Raw genomic sequence first — 14,844 nt, forward strand, 5'->3', positions numbered from 1 at the left:
AGCAGGCCGGACTGGCCGTCGGCGCCGGCCTGCGACGTGCGCCGATTGCCATTTTTTTGAAGACCGGCGTTCTGCCCCGCAGGGGCGGACACCGGCGACGATGCCTGGGATCGGGACGGGCGGCCTGGGCGACTCATCGGGCGGCCGCGCCCAGGTGCCGGATGCGAACGGCTGCCGGGGGATGGCTGTCGTAGAACGCGGAATGGACAGGGTCCGGGGTCAGTGTCGCGGCGTTGTCGTCATACAGCTTGACCAGGGCGGACACCAGTTGTTCGGCCGAGCTTTGCTGGGCGGCGTAATCGTCCGCCTGGAATTCATCGCGGCGGGAATACCAGCTGGCGATGGGCGTGAAGGGGAAAGTGAATACCGGCACGACCAGGAAGAAAAGCAGCAGCGCCATGGCGTCGTTGCGCCCGTCCATACGGGGCAGTACGCCGAGCTGCTCATAGAACCACGGTTGCTGCGCCAGCCATCCGAGCAGGGCGAAGAAGAGCAGCGCCACGGCGAAACTGACGACGATGCGTTTGACGATATGGCGGCGCGCGAAGTGGCCGAGCTCATGCGCGAGCACGGCTTCGATTTCGTCGCCATTCAGGCGCGCGAGCAGCGTATCGAAGAATACGATGCGGCGCGATTTGCCGAAGCCGGTGAAATACGCGTTGCCATGCCCGGATCGCCGCGAGCCATCCATCACGAACAGGCCGTTGATGGCAAACCCGCAGCGCTGCATCAGTTGCCGGATGCGATTGGACAGCTCCTGGTCGGCCAGGGGGGTGAATTTGTTGAACAGCGGCGCAATCACCATGGGGAACAGCAGCAGCGTCAGCAGACTGAATCCGACCCATACCGCCCATGCCCAGATCCACCACAAGTCGCCCGCCCGGCCCATGAGCCAAAGGATGGCCGCAGCCAGCGGCAGTCCTATCACGGCAGTCAGGGCCACGCCCTTGATTGCATCCGAGACGAACAGCCCGGGCGTCATACGGTTGAAGCCGAATCGCGCTTCCAGCTTGAATTGACGCCATACCGTAAACGGCAGCTCCAGCACGCCCAGCAGGACGGCCGCCATCGCGAGCAACAGAAGCTGGCGCAGGAAATCGTTGCCAGCCAGATGTCCCGCCCAGAGATCCAGCGCCTGCAGCCCGCCCAGCAAGGTCAGGCCGACCAGCACCGCCGCGTCGAAGACGCGTTCCAGCATGCCCAGCCGCACGCGCTCGACGGTGTAGTCGGCGGCGCGCTGATGGCTGGCCAAGCCGATGCGGTTGGCGAATTCGGCCGGAACACGGTCGCGATGGCGGATGACGTGGCGCACCTGCCGGGTGGAAAGCCAGAGCCTGATGCCGATATCGACCAGCAGGAATACGACGAACAACAGTGTCAGCATGGGATGGCCGGCGTAGGAATTCCGATATGAGAAAATCGGGTTTTAAAAAGGCAAATTATATGGCTCTGAACGAGAACCGCCTGGTGTGGCTGGACATGGAAATGACAGGTCTCGATCCTGAAAAGGAACGGATCATCGAAGTGGCCGTGGTGGTGACGGAGCCCGATCTGACGGTGGTGGCCGAAGGGCCCGTGCTGGTTATCCACCAGCCCGACAGCCTGCTGGACGCCATGGACAGCTGGAACAAGTCCACCCACGGCAAGAGCGGCCTGATCGACAAGGTCAAGGCGTCCACGCTGACCGAAGCCCAGGCCGAGGACGCGCTCATCGCCTTCCTGTCCCAGCATGTGCCGCCCGGAAAATCCCCGCTGTGCGGCAATACCATCAGCCAGGACCGCCGCTTCATGTTCCGCTACATGCCGCGGCTGGAGCAGTTCTTCCACTATCGCAATCTGGACGTCAGCACCCTGAAGGAACTCGCGCGCCGCTGGCGTCCGGACGTTTACAAGGGGTTCGAGAAGAAGAGCCGGCATGAAGCCCTGGCCGACATCTACGAGTCCATCGACGAACTCAAGTATTACCGCGAGCACTTTCTGAAGGTTTAAGGCCGTCCGGGCCGCCGAAACGGCGCCGCGCTTCGGGCGCAAGCGGGCCGAAGTGGCTGGGGTCGGCCCCGGCGATATCCGCCAGGTGGCGTTCCGACGCCTGAAACAGCATCCAGTACAGCCGGCGGCACAGTGTCCGCGCGGCGTGCCCCGGCCAATCGGCGGGCAGCATGCTGGCCGGCAGACCGGGGTCGTGCAGGACGAGCCGGCGCCAGCGGTGCAGCAGGACCATGCGCGCCGCGAAAGCCGCGGGGGGCGGGATGCCGTCGCGCGTGTCGGCGCCGTCCAGCGCGTTTTCCATCGGGGCGAATTGCCGCAGGAAGTGGCGGTATTGCTCGGCCAGGCCGGCCAAATCCCAGCATTGCGGCGCCAGCGCCTGCAACGGCAGCGCGCCGGCGCCCGGAAGGTCGCGCGCCGTCAGCACCAGCGCCTTGTCCCGGATCCGCAGCGTTTCCAGGATGCTGCTGGCGGTATCCTGGCGCGCCCGCGGATGCGCGAAGACGCCCGGGGCGACAACCCCGTAGCCTTCCCATTCCAAGGCCTTGCGCAGTTCGGTCCGTTCGGCCAGGCCGTTGTTGCCCGAGCGCGGAACGACGACCAGCGTCCATTGCCCATCCCAGGGCGCGTCCCCGGCGCCGTAGATGCGCGGCGCCGCGTGTGCCGTGTTGCGCGCCCCTTGCGCAGACAAACGGTACAGGCTGCGGCGGCCGTGCCGTTCCGCCTGCAGCCAGCCTTCGGCGACCAGCCGGAACACACTCGTGCGCAGCAGCCTTTCGTTGATGCCAAGCGGCAGCAGAAGGGCGATCAGATCGCCCAGCCAGATCGCCCCGCCGTGCGGTTGCAGCGCGTCGCCCAGCAGCGTGACGCACAGCGACTTGGCGCGGGGCGGATCGGCGCGCAGCAGGCGGGCGGTAAGACGGTCCAGCGCGGAGGCGGCAGCTGCCATGGCGAGCCGAAAAAGGACGTTATGAACATCCGCGACATGATACAGAAATCCAATGTGATACAGAAATACGTTTGACATTGGAATTTCTGTATTAAATAATCGGTCGGCATCGTGCGCGAAGACGCATGGAGAAGACCCCTATGGACGCATACGCGCCGCCCCCGGCCACGTCCGGCGGCCGGCAGGCCGATCCGGACGAAGCGTTCCAGCGCCGCATCGACGCCGGCGTGCGCATCGAAGCACGGGACGATATGCCGGAGGCATACCGCAAGACGCTGGTCCGGCAGATATCGCAGCACGCGCATTCCGAAATCGTGGGCATGCTGCCCGAAGGCAATTGGATATCCCGGGCGCCCACGCTCAAGCGCAAGGCGATCCTCCTCGCCAAGGTGCAGGACGAATGCGGTCACGGCTTGTACCTGTATAGCGCCGCCGAAACGCTTGGCGTGTCGCGCGACGAGATGGTTGCCGACCTGTTGGCGGGCAAGGCCAAGTACTCCAGCATCTTCAACTACCCGACCCTGAGCTGGGCCGATATCGGCATGATCGGATGGCTGGTGGACGGCGCGGCGATCATCAACCAGATTCCGCTGTGCCGCTGCTCCTATGGCCCCTATGCGCGCGCCATGGTGCGCATATGCAAAGAAGAGTCGTTTCATCAGCGCCAGGGTTACGACCTGCTGATCCAGATGTGCCGGCACGGCACGCCCGAGCAGAAGGCGATGTGCCAGGATGCGCTGGACCGTTGGTGGTGGCCGGCCCTGATGATGTTCGGCCCGCCGGATGCAGAATCGCCCAACAGCGCGCGCTCCACCCGCTGGCGCATCAAGCTGTTTTCCAATGACGAGCTGCGCCAGAAAATGGTGGACCAGACCGTGCCGCAGGCCGAATACCTGGGCCTGAAAATACCGGATCCCCATCTGCGCTGGAATGCGGAGCGCGGCCATTACGACTTCGGCGAGATCGATTGGTCGGAATTCCAGGCCGTGCTGCAAGGCCATGGTCCCTGCAACCGCGAACGCTTGGCCGCGCGCCGGCGCGCGCACGAAGAGGGCGCGTGGGTGCGGGAAGCCATGGCAGCCCATGCCGCCAAGCGCCGGCGCGCCAATGGCGCCGGTGTGAACGAGATGGACGGCGACGCCCGCGCCGAACTCGCGGAGGCGCATCATGGATGAGAAACAGTGGCCGTTGTGGGAAGTCTTCATCCGCAGCCAGCATGGGCTGGCGCACAAGCATGTGGGCAGCCTGCATGCGCCCGACGCGGAAATGGCCATCCTGAATGCGCGCGACGTTTATACGCGCCGCAACGAAGGCATGAGCATCTGGGTCGTGCGCGCGAACGATATCGTCGCCAGCGATCCGGACGACAAGAGCAGCCTGTTCGATCCTGCCCGCGGCAAGATCTATCGCCACCCCACTTTCTTCCCGATGCCGGAAGAAGTGAAGCATATCTAGGATGCGCCGATGGACCGCTGCCTGTTCGAGTTCGCGCTGCGCATGGGGGACACGACGCTGATCCTGTCGCAGCGCCTGTGCGCCTGGTGCGGCCACGGGCCTATCCTCGAAGAGGACCTTGCCCTGACCAACACGGCGCTGGACTTGCTGGGGCAGGCGCGTCTGTGGCTGTCGCTGGCCGGCGAAGCGGAAGGCGCCGGGCGCGACGAGGACAGCCTGGCCTATCTGCGAGACGCCCATGCCTTTCGCAATCTGCTGCTGGTGGAGAGGCCCAACGGCAGCTATGCCGATACCATGGCGCGCCAGTTCTTCTTCGATGCCTGGCACTACTTCCTGTTGCGCCAGCTTAGCGCATCGGCCGAGCCGCGCATCGCCGCCATCGCGGAAAAGGCCGTGAAGGAAGCCGCCTATCACGCGCGGCGTTCCGCCGATATCGTGGTGCGGCTGGGCGATGGCACCGCCGAAAGCCATGCCCGCATGCAGGCGGCGATCGATCAGGCATGGCCTTATACCGGCGAGCTTTTCACCGATGACGACATCGACGCCGAGCTTGCCCGCCGCGGCATCGCCTGCCTGCCTTCCACGCTGCGCGAATCGTGGTCGGCGCACGTGGGCGCGGTGATCGCGGAAGCCACGCTGGTCCTGCCGGCCGCCGACCTTGCCTCGCATGCCGCCTATCGGGGCGGCCGCCAGGGGCGTCATACCGAGGCACTGGGGCCGCTTCTGGCCGAGATGCAGTTTCTGCAGCGCGCGTATCCGGGGGCATCATGGTAGCGGCCGCGATCACGCCGGAACACCGCTTCGCGCCGGTCACGCCCGACCACATCGCGCGTTGGCTCGAATCCGTGCGCGACCCCGAAATCCCGGCGCTGTCCATCATGGACCTGGGCATCGTCCGCGACATTGCCTGGGAAGACAGTGCGTGCATCGTCACCGTGACGCCCACCTATTCCGGTTGTCCGGCGATGCAGGAGATCGCACAGGACATCGAACGGGTGCTGCGCGGTCATGGCCTGTCGCAGGTGCGGGTGCGCACCCGGCTGGCGCCGGCGTGGACGACCGACTGGCTGTCGGCCCGTGCCAGGCAGGCGCTATCCAGGGATGGTATCGCGCCGCCCGCCGAGCGCGCGGTCGACGCTTCCGGCATCGCGCGCCGCGCTGCGCCCGCGGTGGCGTGCCCGCGTTGCGGGTCCGCGAACACGCGCATGCTGAGCGCTTTCGGCGCCACGGCTTGCCGGGCCTTGTACCGCTGCAATGCCTGCCGCGAACCCTTCGATTACTTCAAGGCGCATTGAAAGGCTTGCGCGCCTTCATTCCCCGAGGAAGCCAACCGGACCCAATGGCGATGCCGACCAGCTTTCATCCGCTCAAGGTTGCCGAAGTGGCGCGCGATACGCGCGATGCGGTCGTGCTGACGTTCGAACTGCCGCCGTCGCTCGCGCCAGCCTTTGCCTTCCGTCCCGGCCAGTATCTGACCCTGCGCACCCGCGTGGGCGGCGAGGCGCTGCGCCGGTCCTATTCGATCTGTTCGTCGCCCGGCGACGGCGTGCTGCGCGTCGCCATCAAGCGCATGGACGATGGCGCGTTCTCCAGCTGGGCCAACCGCGAAATCAAGCCGCGAAATCAAGCCCGGCATGGTGATCGAAGTCATGCCGCCGGACGGCGCCTTCACGGTGCCGTTCGATCCGGGCAATGCGCATCATTACGTGGCCTTCGCGGTCGGCAGCGGCATCACGCCGGTGTACTCCTTGATCAAGACGGCGCTGGAGACCGAGCCGCACAGCCGCTTTACCCTGTTCTATGGCAATCGGGCCTCGTCCTCCGTGCTGTTTCGCGAGCCGCTGGAGGATTTGAAAAACCGCCATATGGGGCGCTTTGCGCTGTGCCATGTGATGAGCCGCGAGGCGCAGGACGTGGACTTGTTCAATGGCCGCCTGGACGGCGACAAGGTGCGGCGGCTGCTGACGCAGTGGCTGCGCGTGCGCGATCTCGACTATGTATTCCTGTGCGGCCCCCAGGCCATGGTGGAAGAGGTCGTGCCGGTACTGCAAGCGCTTGGCATCCCGTCCGAACGGATCAAGTACGAACTGTTCGGCGCGCCGCGCGGGCCCCGCGCCCCCGCATCCCGGCCTGCAGCGCCCGGCAGCGCGCAATGCCGCGTGACGGTGGTGCAGGATGGTCACCGGCGCAGCTTCAGCATCGACAAGAACCGCGACAGCGTGCTGGATGCCGCGCTGGCGCAAGGCATCGAACTGCCCTACTCGTGCAAGGGCGGCGTCTGCTCCACCTGCCGCTGCAAGGTGGTGGAAGGCGAGGTCGATATGGACGCCAATTTCGCGCTGGAAGACTACGAGGTCGCGCGGGGCTTCGTGCTGAGCTGCCAGAGCTATCCCGTCAGCGATACGCTGGTGTTGGACTTCGACCAGGAGACCTGATGCCGGCCCGCCATTCATGTTTTCAGGCCCGAGGAGACCGTCGTGACCCAAGATTTTTTCGAGCGCCACCGCGCCTTGCTGGAGGATGCCGTACGCGCCACCGAAACCCGCGCCTACTGGAGTTCCTATCCGGAGTCCCCAAGCCCGCGTAACTACGGCGACACCGCCAACGAGCAGGGCCGGCAGGCTTTCGATGCGCTGCGCGAGGGCGATTTCCCGATGGATATCGCAGGCGCGGGCCGCATGGCGTCGCACGAGCGTTCGCCCTACGGGCTTGCCTTGCAGATTCGTTATCCTCACCTGTCTGCCGATGCATTGGTGGCGGCGTCGTCCCGCGCGCTGGCCCAATGGCGCCGCGCCGGGCCGCGCGCGTGGGTCGGCGTGTCGCTGGAAATCCTGAGCCGCCTGAACCGTGCCAGTTTCGAAATCGCCCATGCCGTGCAGCACACCACCGGGCAGGGCTTCATGATGGCCTTCCAGGCCGGCGGTCCGCATGCGCAGGACCGCGGCCTTGAGGCAGTCGCTTATGCCTGGCGCGAGATGTCGCGCATACCGGAACGGGTGCTGTGGGAAAAGCCGCAAGGCAAGCAGGATCCGCTGCGCATGGAAAAACGCTTCACCATCGTGCCGCGCGGCGTCGCGCTGGTGATCGGTTGCTCGACCTTCCCTACCTGGAACGGATATCCCGGACTGTTCGCAAGCCTGGCGACAGGCAACACGGTGATCGTCAAGCCGCATCCCACGGCGATCCTGCCGCTGGCGATCACGGTGCGCATCGCCCGCGATGTGTTGCAGGAAGCCGGCTTCGACCCGGACGTGGTGCTGCTGGCCGCGCATGCGCCCGCCGAGCAAACCGGGCAGACGCTGGCAACGCACCCTGACGTCAGGATCGTGGACTTCACCGGCAGCAAGACCAACGGCGAATGGCTGGAACGGCATGCCGCGCAGGCGCAGGTCTATACGGAGAAGTCCGGCGTCAATCCGGTCGTCCTGGATTCCGTGGAAGACCTGAAGGCCGCGGCGCGCAACCTGGCGTTCTCGCTGGCGCTGTACAGCGGCCAGATGTGCACGGCGCCTCAGAACATCTACGTGCCGCGCGCCGGTATACCCACTGCGCAGGGAAAGGCCTCGTTCGACGACGTGGCCGCCGCCATTGCGGACGCTTTGCATGCCCTGACGGCCGACGAAGCAAAGGCCGCCGAGCTGCTGGGCGCAATCCAGAGCGAGGCCACGCTGGCCCGCTTGGACGCAGCCTCGGCGCTGGGACTGCCGGTGCTGGCCCAGAGCCGCCCGCTGGCCCATCCGCAGTTTCCGGATGCACGCATCCGGACGCCGCTGCTGTTGCGCGCGGACGCCGATCATCCCGACATCCAAAGGGAGTGGTTCGGCCCCATCGCCATCGTTGTACAGGTGGCGTCCACGGACCAGGCCATCGCGCTGGCCCGCGACGGCGCGCGCGAACACGGAGCGCTGACGTGGTCCGCCTACACCACGGATCCCGACGTGGCGCGGCGGGCGCAGGAGGCCGCCGAGGACGCGGGCGTGTCCCTGTCGTTGAACCTGACGCGGGGGGTGTTCGTCAACCAGTCGGCGGCGTTCAGCGACTTCCATGGCACGGGCGCCAATCCCGCCGCCAACGCCTCGCTGTGCGACAGCGCCTTCGTGGCGAATCGCTTCAGGGTGGTGCAAACCCGTTGGCACGCCTGAGGGAGCCGCCATGACGACACGAGACGACGCGCCGGACTATGAGGACATCCGGTTTTCCTTGCAGGACGGAATAGCGCGGCTGGTGCTGCACCGGCCCGACAAACTCAACAGCTTCACCGCGCGCATGCACGGCGAGGTGTCGAGCGCCCTTGACGAGGTGGAGTCAGGCGGGGCGCGCGTACTGCTGATCACCGGTCAGGGACGCGGATTCTGCGCGGGACAGGACTTGAGCGAACGGCGGGCCGCGCCAGGCGCGGGCCCCGTGGATCTCGGCGAAACGGTCGAGAGATACTATGCGCCGCTGGTGAAGCGCCTGCGTGCCTTGCCCATGCCGGTGGTGGTCGGCGTCAACGGCGTCGCGGCGGGCGCAGGCGCCAACCTGGCATTGGCGGGCGATATCGTCATCGCGAAGGAGTCGGCCAGCTTCATCCAGGCCTTCTGCCGGCTCGGGCTGATCCCCGACACCGGCGGAACTTATATCCTGCCGCGGCTGGCCGGCCACGCCCGGGCCCTGGGCCTGGCCATGTTGGGCGAGAAGATCAGCGCTCGGCAGGCGGAGCAGTGGGGTTTGATATGGCAATGCGTGCCCGATGACGCCTTCGAAACGACGATCGAAAAGCTGTGCCGCCATTTCGCCGCGGCGCCCACCAAGGGGCTGGCCTATACCAAGCGGGCGTTGCAGGCCAGCCTGAACCATACCCTGGACGAACAGCTGGCGCTGGAAATCGGCATGATGCGCGAGCTGGGGCGTAGCGAGGATTACGCCGAAGGCGTGGCCGCCTTCCTTGAAAAGCGTGAACCGCGATTCAGGGGGCGATGATGCGCGATCCCCAGGCGCTGGCGCGCGAAGTGGCGCGCGCCATGTATGAGGCCGACGCGGCGACGCGCTCGCTCGGCATGCGCATGGACGAGGTGGGGCCTGGTCATGCAGCCCTGTCGATGCGCGTGCGCGCCGACATGCTCAACGGCCATGGCACTTGTCACGGCGGCTTCATTTTTTCACTGGCCGACAGCGCTTTCGCCTTTGCCTGCAATGCCCGCAACGTCAGCACGGTCGCCTCGGGGTGCACCATCGACTTCCTTGCGCCCGCCCGCGAAGGCGACGTGTTGACGGCAGTTGCCAGGGAGCGTTCGCTGGCGGGACGCACCGGCGTCTACGACGTGACGGTGAGCAACCAGCACGGCGAGGCCGTGGCGCTGTTCCGGGGCCGCTCGTATCGGATACGAGGCCAGATCATCGACACCCAGAGCGAGCAGGGCGGGGACGGACATCCATGATCCACATGACCCACCGCCGACGACCGGGAAAGGAGACAAATCATGCCAACGCCGGGCAGAAGGGGACTCGATCCCATCGAACATGCCAGCCGCGACGAAATCCAGGCCCTGCAGCGGCGGCGCCTGAAATGGACGCTGACGCACGCCTATACCCACGTCCCGCACTATCGCCGCGCGTTCGATGCGGCTGGCGTGCATCCGGATGATTTCCGGGACCTGCCTGACCTGGCGAAGTTTCCGTTCACCACCAAGCAGGACCTGCGGGACAACTATCCGTTCGGCATGTTCGCCGTGCCGCGCGAGCAGGTCATTCGCGTGCACGCGTCCAGCGGCACGACGGGCAAGCCCACTGTGGTGGGTTATACGCGGGCGGATCTGGATACTTGGGCCGGTCTGGTGGCGCGCTCCATCCACGCCGCGGGCGGCAAGCCGGGGGACCTGGTGCACGTGGCCTATGGCTATGGACTGTTCACGGGCGGACTGGGCGCGCACTACGGCGCCGAACGTTTGGGATGCACCGAGATTCCCATGTCCGGCGGCCAGACAGAGAAGCAGGTGCAACTGATCCGGGATTTCCGGCCGGACATCATCATGGCGACCCCTTCCTACTTCTGCAACATCCTGGAGGAAATGACGCGGCAGGGCATCGATCCGCGGGCATCGTCACTGCGCGTCGGCATTTTCGGCGCGGAGCCCTGGACCGGCCGGCTGCGGGAAACGCTGGAATCCCGGGGCGGTCTGGACGCGGTCGATATCTACGGATTGTCCGAAGTGATGGGGCCCGGCGTGGCAAGCGAATGTGTGGAAGCCAAGGATGGGCCCGTGGTGTGGGAAGACCACTTTTATCCCGAGATCGTGGATCCCGAGAGCGGCGCGCCGGTGCCGGAGGGGGAACCGGGAGAGCTCGTCTTCACTTCGCTGACGAGGGAAGCCATGCCGGTGATCCGTTACCGCACGCGGGATCTGACGCGCCTGTTGCCGCCGACCGCGCGCGCAATGCGGCGCATGGGCAAGATCACCGGCCGCAGCGACGATATGCTCATCGTGCGCGGCGTGAATCTGTTTCCCACCCAGGTGGAGGAACTCGTCCTGAAAACCGGCCGGCTGGCGCCGCACTACCAGCTTGTGCTGACGCGCAGGGGCGCGCTGGACCAGCTCGAAATACTTGCCGAACCCAGCCCGGAGCTGGAAGGCATGCCGGAGGACCAGCGCTCGGCGCTCGCGGCGCAGTTGTCGCAGAGCGTGAAGGCGTATATCGGCGTGACGGCGACGGTACGGGTGCTGGAATGCGGGCAGGTCGAGCGCACGCTGACCGGCAAGGCCCGCCGGGTGGTGGACCGCCGTCTCGCATAGAGGCCGCCGTTACGGCGCCGCGGGCGCTGCCACGAGGCTCCGGTGCACGATGTGCCGGTACCAGGCGTGCAGCAGGGCCGCCGACAGCCCGAGCCCCGCAATGGCCATCAGCCACATGGTCCCCGCGCCCACCGGGGAACCGGGCAGCAGCAGGTTGCGCAGGGCGTCCAGGTCGCCGCGCCGCGGCCCGAAGCCGTAAAGCCAGCCGCCGCCCAGGCCGATCACGCCCAGCGCCGACGTCTGCAGCACCAGCGGCATGACGGCCACTTTGTACGCGCGCAGCAGGTAGGAGTTGATGCACTGCATGGCGTCGCACAGGTGAAACAGCGGAATCACCTGCAGCAGCGTGGCTGCCACGGCGGCGACCTGCAGGTTGTCGGTATAGGCCTGCAGGATCAGCGGCCGCCCCGTCCACAGGACCAGGGACGTCAGCGCAGCGCCGGCCAGTCCCAGGACCAGCCCCGCCATGCCGGTGCGGTGGGCCAGCGCCAACTGGCCCGCGCCTATGGCCTGCGCCGTCAGGGACGCGCTGGCCACGCCGATGGCCATCGGCATCATGTAGCACAGCGCGGCCAGGTTGGACATGATCTGATGGCCGCCCGTCACGAAGGTGCCTTCGCGGGCCACCAGCAAAGCCATGAACGTGAAGGCGCTGACTTCGACCAGGTAGGACCCGCCCATCGGCAGGCCCAGCCGCAGCAGTTCCTTCTGGGCTTTCCATTGAGGGCGGCCGATGCGCAGGTGCAGCCGGGCATAGTAGCGGTCACGCGTGATGATCCACAGGCCCCCGCCGAGCATCATCCAGGAGACCAGCGCGGAGGACAGCCCGGCGCCGGTGGCGCCCAGCGCGGGCAGGCCCAGCTCGCCGTAGATGAGGACCCAGTTGAACAGCGCCTTGAACACAATGGCGACCAGGTTGATCGCCATCACGAGTTTGGGGCGCGAGACGGCCGTCCCGAGCGCGTAGATCGTACGGAAAATCAGTGTGGCGGGCAGGGCCAGCGTCAGGGCCTGAAGATACGATGCCACGCGCGCGCGGACGTCCGGCGCGACGTCGCCCGAAAACGACAGCCACATATCCGGAAACAGCATCAAGGCGCCGCCGAACACCGACAACGCGATGGCCAGCCACACGCCCTGGCCCCACATGGCGCCGACGTCGCGCATGCGTCCCGCGCCGAAATGCTGCGCCAGGATGGGTATCAGCGCGTGGATGACGCCCATCAGGCCGACGAACACGGTGATGAAGACCGACGCGGACAATGACATGGCCGCCAGGTCGTCCGGACTGGCGTGCCCGGTCATGGCGGTGTCCAGGACGCCGAAGGCGATACCGGCCCACTGGCTGATGAGCACGGGCCACGCTTGGCGCGCGATGCCGCGCAGCGCGGCGCCGAAGGACGTCGCGGAGGACAGGGATGTAGTCATCGGGCTGAGGGCGGCACGCGCAGCAGGCGGAAGACTTCACTGCGGTCGGACAGACGGCCGCCCTGCCACAGGACATCCGCGCCTTCGCTGTATGCGGCCGTGCCGTCCTTCAAGCTGCTGCGCGTGGTCTGCTGCAGGATCAGCGTGCAGCGGTTGTCGTAGGGGAAGTTCAGATTCTCGAACACCAGGAACGAGGCGCGTTGCCCGTTGCCCAGACCCAGGCCGCGCACGCATTCGCCAGGGCGCTTGTTGCGCGCGATCGCATCGGCCAGTTCGGCCGACACCTGGCGGTAGCTGCGCGCGTAGTTGACCGGCGGCTGCCACAGCAGCACCAGCAGGATCCAGGTGGCGGCCAGGCCGGCGGCCGACATGACCGTTCCGCGCCACAGCGCCGTGGGCCTGACGCGCAACCGCCACACCACCAGGACAATCCATCCGGTGGTGACCGCAAGCGCCAGCGCCACGGCGGGCCAGGAGATCTCCGGCACATAGCCGGTCGTTTGGCGCTGGATGTTGTGTGCGATCTTCGGGGGAAAACCGAAGTTCAGCGCCACCCATCCCAGCCACACCGTGGCGGCCGTCAGGGAAAAGCACATGACGGCGAACCAGTCCAGCGTGTTGACGACGCCACGCCGCAACGTCGGCAGGGAGAACGCCGCCAGGCAGGCGCAGGGCACGGCCAGCAGGATGAACTCCGCTTCGGTCGGTTCATCGGTGAAGCCGATCAGCAGCAGGGGGCAGACCGCCATGGCCATCGGCAGCCAGACGTGGGGCGCGTAGCGCCAGCCCCGCCAGCGCCACAGCGCCAGAATGGCGAATGGCCAGGTCGGCCACAGGTACCAGGGCAGGTCCCGCAGCGTGCGCAGCAGATCGCCCGGGTCCGGCCAGGCATAGTTGTCGATGTTCCACAGCTTCCAGTTGCGCACCCAGTACTCGCTGGTGCGGGTCGCCGGGATCCACCATGCCAGCATGATGGCGGCGCACAGCACGACGCTGACGGCCAGCCAGCGGCGCTGCGTCCACAGAGGGCTTTTCGGATGGAAAGCCAGCAGGCTTCCCAGCATGATCGGCAAGGCGCCGACCCAGCCACGAATCAGGAAGGAGGCGGCCAGCGCCAGCCCCAGACTGGCGGCGCCGAGCAAAGGCCGGTCCAGCATCCGCGCCAGGGAATAGAAGGCGAAGGCCTGCGCCGCCATGATGGCGGGGATTTCCGAGGTCTCGTGGACGCGCTGCAGGATCCCGACGGTGGCCAGCAGCAGCAGCAGGGCGGCGTCCGCCAACATGCGCCCGTAGTCGCGCACCGTGGGTTCGCCGCCGAATGGCAGAGCCAGCGGTTGGGCTTCCGGGCGCCGGCCCAGCAGGTAGGTGCCGTACCACAGCGAGATCGTGGTGATCGCGAACCACAGCAGGTTGGGCAGGCGGCCCGCCGTGATCTCACCCATTTCGGAACCGAAGAGCCACATGGCGCCGCCGCCCACCCAGGTGATCAGGGGGCCTTCTTCGGCGTGCGCAAGGTGGCCCACTTGCGGCAGCAGCCAGGTGTGCCCGCCATCGCGCACGGCCGTCAGCATGGTCGCCAGGCCCACCACGTCGTCCGTCTTCCACGGATCGCGCATGAACAGGCCGAAGACGATATAGGCAACGCACAGCCCAAGCAGTGCCAGCCGGGGCAGCTTGACGGTGGCCGGCGCGGTCAGCCGGGCAGGGGTGGTGTGTGATATCGGGGACACGAAGCGTACTGTACCGGATTGGCGAGCGTGGACTTACTGCGCTGATGGGCGACCCCTCGTTGGGGCGGGATCCTGAATGGCGCCGGCATGGCCGGCTTGCTGCCCGGACAAAAAAAAGCAGCCCGCAGGCTGCTTTTTTTCCGGCGTGCGCGCTGCCGCGATCAAGCCGCCTTGCCGGCGCCCGTGGTGCGGGCGAAACGCGCGCGGAATTTTTCCACACGGCCGGTTTCGACGATACGGGTCTGCGCCCCGGTGTAGAAGGGATGCGACTTCGAGGTCACATCGCACTTGAACAGCGGATAGGTCTTGCCGTCCAGATCGATGGTTTCACGCGTGTTGACGGTGGAGCCGATGATGAACTTGTCGCCCGTCTGGACGTCCATGAACACCACTTCGCGGTATTCGGGGTGGGTATTCTGCTTCATGACTAATCCTTGAATATGCGGGTCGCCGGCCGAAAGCGGTGAAAGCAACGAAACTGCCGCAGCCAGCCCAGAGCTCGCTCGGCCAAGTCCGCCATCGG

The 14,844-nt window shown here is 66.6% G+C and carries 14 protein-coding genes and 1 pseudogene; 10 read left to right on the plus strand and 5 right to left on the minus strand.

The genetic code is table 11. The features are described 5' to 3' along the window. Window positions 1-133: 133 nt before the first annotated feature. Window positions 134-1,384: a M48 family metallopeptidase gene (locus tag CAL13_RS07040; RefSeq protein ID WP_086056773.1), complete on the minus strand. Its 1,251-nt coding sequence runs from the start codon at window positions 1,382-1,384 to the stop codon at window positions 134-136. Window positions 1,385-1,443: 59 nt separating this feature from the next. On the opposite strand from CAL13_RS07040, the gene orn reads away from it, so the two are divergent. Beyond that, window positions 1,444-1,989 carry an oligoribonuclease gene (gene orn / locus CAL13_RS07045; RefSeq protein ID WP_086056774.1) on the plus strand — a complete coding sequence of 182 codons (546 nt, stop codon included), beginning with the start codon at window positions 1,444-1,446 and terminating at the stop codon, window positions 1,987-1,989. Here the strand turns inward: orn and paaX are convergent. Beyond that, window positions 1,955-2,935, minus strand: coding sequence for a phenylacetic acid degradation operon negative regulatory protein PaaX (gene paaX, locus CAL13_RS07050; RefSeq protein ID WP_086073549.1), 981 nt, complete (start codon window positions 2,933-2,935; stop codon window positions 1,955-1,957). The two genes, orn and paaX, sit on opposite strands and share 35 nt — an antisense overlap. 140 nt (window positions 2,936-3,075) lie before the next feature. Between paaX and paaA the strand changes: the two genes are divergently transcribed. The 9 genes and pseudogenes from paaA to paaK all read left to right on the plus strand — a co-directional run bounded on the left by paaA (window position 3,076) and on the right by paaK (window position 11,163). Continuing rightward, window positions 3,076-4,110: a 1,2-phenylacetyl-CoA epoxidase subunit PaaA gene (paaA, locus tag CAL13_RS07055; protein ID WP_086071927.1), complete on the plus strand. Its 1,035-nt coding sequence runs from the start codon at window positions 3,076-3,078 to the stop codon at window positions 4,108-4,110. Next, window positions 4,103-4,390, plus strand: a complete 288-nt coding sequence (paaB, locus tag CAL13_RS07060) for a 1,2-phenylacetyl-CoA epoxidase subunit PaaB (protein ID WP_086056776.1) — start codon at window positions 4,103-4,105, stop codon at window positions 4,388-4,390. The genes paaA and paaB overlap by 8 nt, the downstream gene beginning before the upstream one ends. A gap of 9 nt (window positions 4,391-4,399) precedes the next feature. After that, entirely contained in the window at window positions 4,400-5,164 is a 765-nt protein-coding gene (paaC, locus tag CAL13_RS07065) for a 1,2-phenylacetyl-CoA epoxidase subunit PaaC (RefSeq protein ID WP_086071928.1), read from the plus strand. Continuing rightward, entirely contained in the window at window positions 5,158-5,685 is a 528-nt protein-coding gene (paaD, locus tag CAL13_RS07070) for a 1,2-phenylacetyl-CoA epoxidase subunit PaaD (RefSeq protein ID WP_086071929.1), read from the plus strand. Before paaC ends, paaD begins: the two co-directional genes overlap by 7 nt. A gap of 44 nt (window positions 5,686-5,729) precedes the next feature. Then, window positions 5,730-6,825, plus strand: a pseudogene (gene paaE, locus CAL13_RS07075) (1,2-phenylacetyl-CoA epoxidase subunit PaaE). Window positions 6,826-6,867: 42 nt separating this feature from the next. Further along, window positions 6,868-8,532 carry a phenylacetic acid degradation protein PaaN gene (gene paaN, locus CAL13_RS07080; RefSeq protein ID WP_086071930.1) on the plus strand — a complete coding sequence of 555 codons (1,665 nt, stop codon included), beginning with the start codon at window positions 6,868-6,870 and terminating at the stop codon, window positions 8,530-8,532. A gap of 10 nt (window positions 8,533-8,542) precedes the next feature. Further along, window positions 8,543-9,352 carry a 2-(1,2-epoxy-1,2-dihydrophenyl)acetyl-CoA isomerase PaaG gene (gene paaG, locus CAL13_RS07085; protein ID WP_086071931.1) on the plus strand — a complete coding sequence of 270 codons (810 nt, stop codon included), beginning with the start codon at window positions 8,543-8,545 and terminating at the stop codon, window positions 9,350-9,352. Continuing rightward, window positions 9,349-9,810: a hydroxyphenylacetyl-CoA thioesterase PaaI gene (gene paaI, locus CAL13_RS07090; protein WP_086071932.1), complete on the plus strand. Its 462-nt coding sequence runs from the start codon at window positions 9,349-9,351 to the stop codon at window positions 9,808-9,810. Before paaG ends, paaI begins: the two co-directional genes overlap by 4 nt. A gap of 42 nt (window positions 9,811-9,852) precedes the next feature. Beyond that, window positions 9,853-11,163 carry a phenylacetate--CoA ligase PaaK gene (gene paaK / locus CAL13_RS07095; protein WP_086071933.1) on the plus strand — a complete coding sequence of 437 codons (1,311 nt, stop codon included), beginning with the start codon at window positions 9,853-9,855 and terminating at the stop codon, window positions 11,161-11,163. A 9-nt stretch (window positions 11,164-11,172) separates the two neighbouring features. Here the strand turns inward: paaK and CAL13_RS07100 are convergent, their stop codons facing one another. The 3 genes from CAL13_RS07100 to CAL13_RS07110 all read right to left on the minus strand — a co-directional run bounded on the left by CAL13_RS07100 (window position 11,173) and on the right by CAL13_RS07110 (window position 14,746). Continuing rightward, window positions 11,173-12,591: an MATE family efflux transporter gene (locus CAL13_RS07100; RefSeq protein WP_086071934.1), complete on the minus strand. Its 1,419-nt coding sequence runs from the start codon at window positions 12,589-12,591 to the stop codon at window positions 11,173-11,175. Continuing rightward, on the minus strand, window positions 12,588-14,321 hold the full coding sequence (locus CAL13_RS07105; RefSeq protein ID WP_086071935.1) for an ArnT family glycosyltransferase: 1,734 nt from the start codon (window positions 14,319-14,321) through the stop codon (window positions 12,588-12,590). The genes CAL13_RS07100 and CAL13_RS07105 overlap by 4 nt, the downstream gene beginning before the upstream one ends. A gap of 161 nt (window positions 14,322-14,482) precedes the next feature. After that, window positions 14,483-14,746: a type B 50S ribosomal protein L31 gene (locus tag CAL13_RS07110; protein WP_086056786.1), complete on the minus strand. Its 264-nt coding sequence runs from the start codon at window positions 14,744-14,746 to the stop codon at window positions 14,483-14,485. Window positions 14,747-14,844 lie beyond the last annotated feature (98 nt).

The organism is Bordetella genomosp. 9, assembly GCF_002119725.1.
In the GTDB taxonomy this organism is placed as follows: Bacteria; Pseudomonadota; Gammaproteobacteria; order Burkholderiales; family Burkholderiaceae_B; genus Bordetella_C.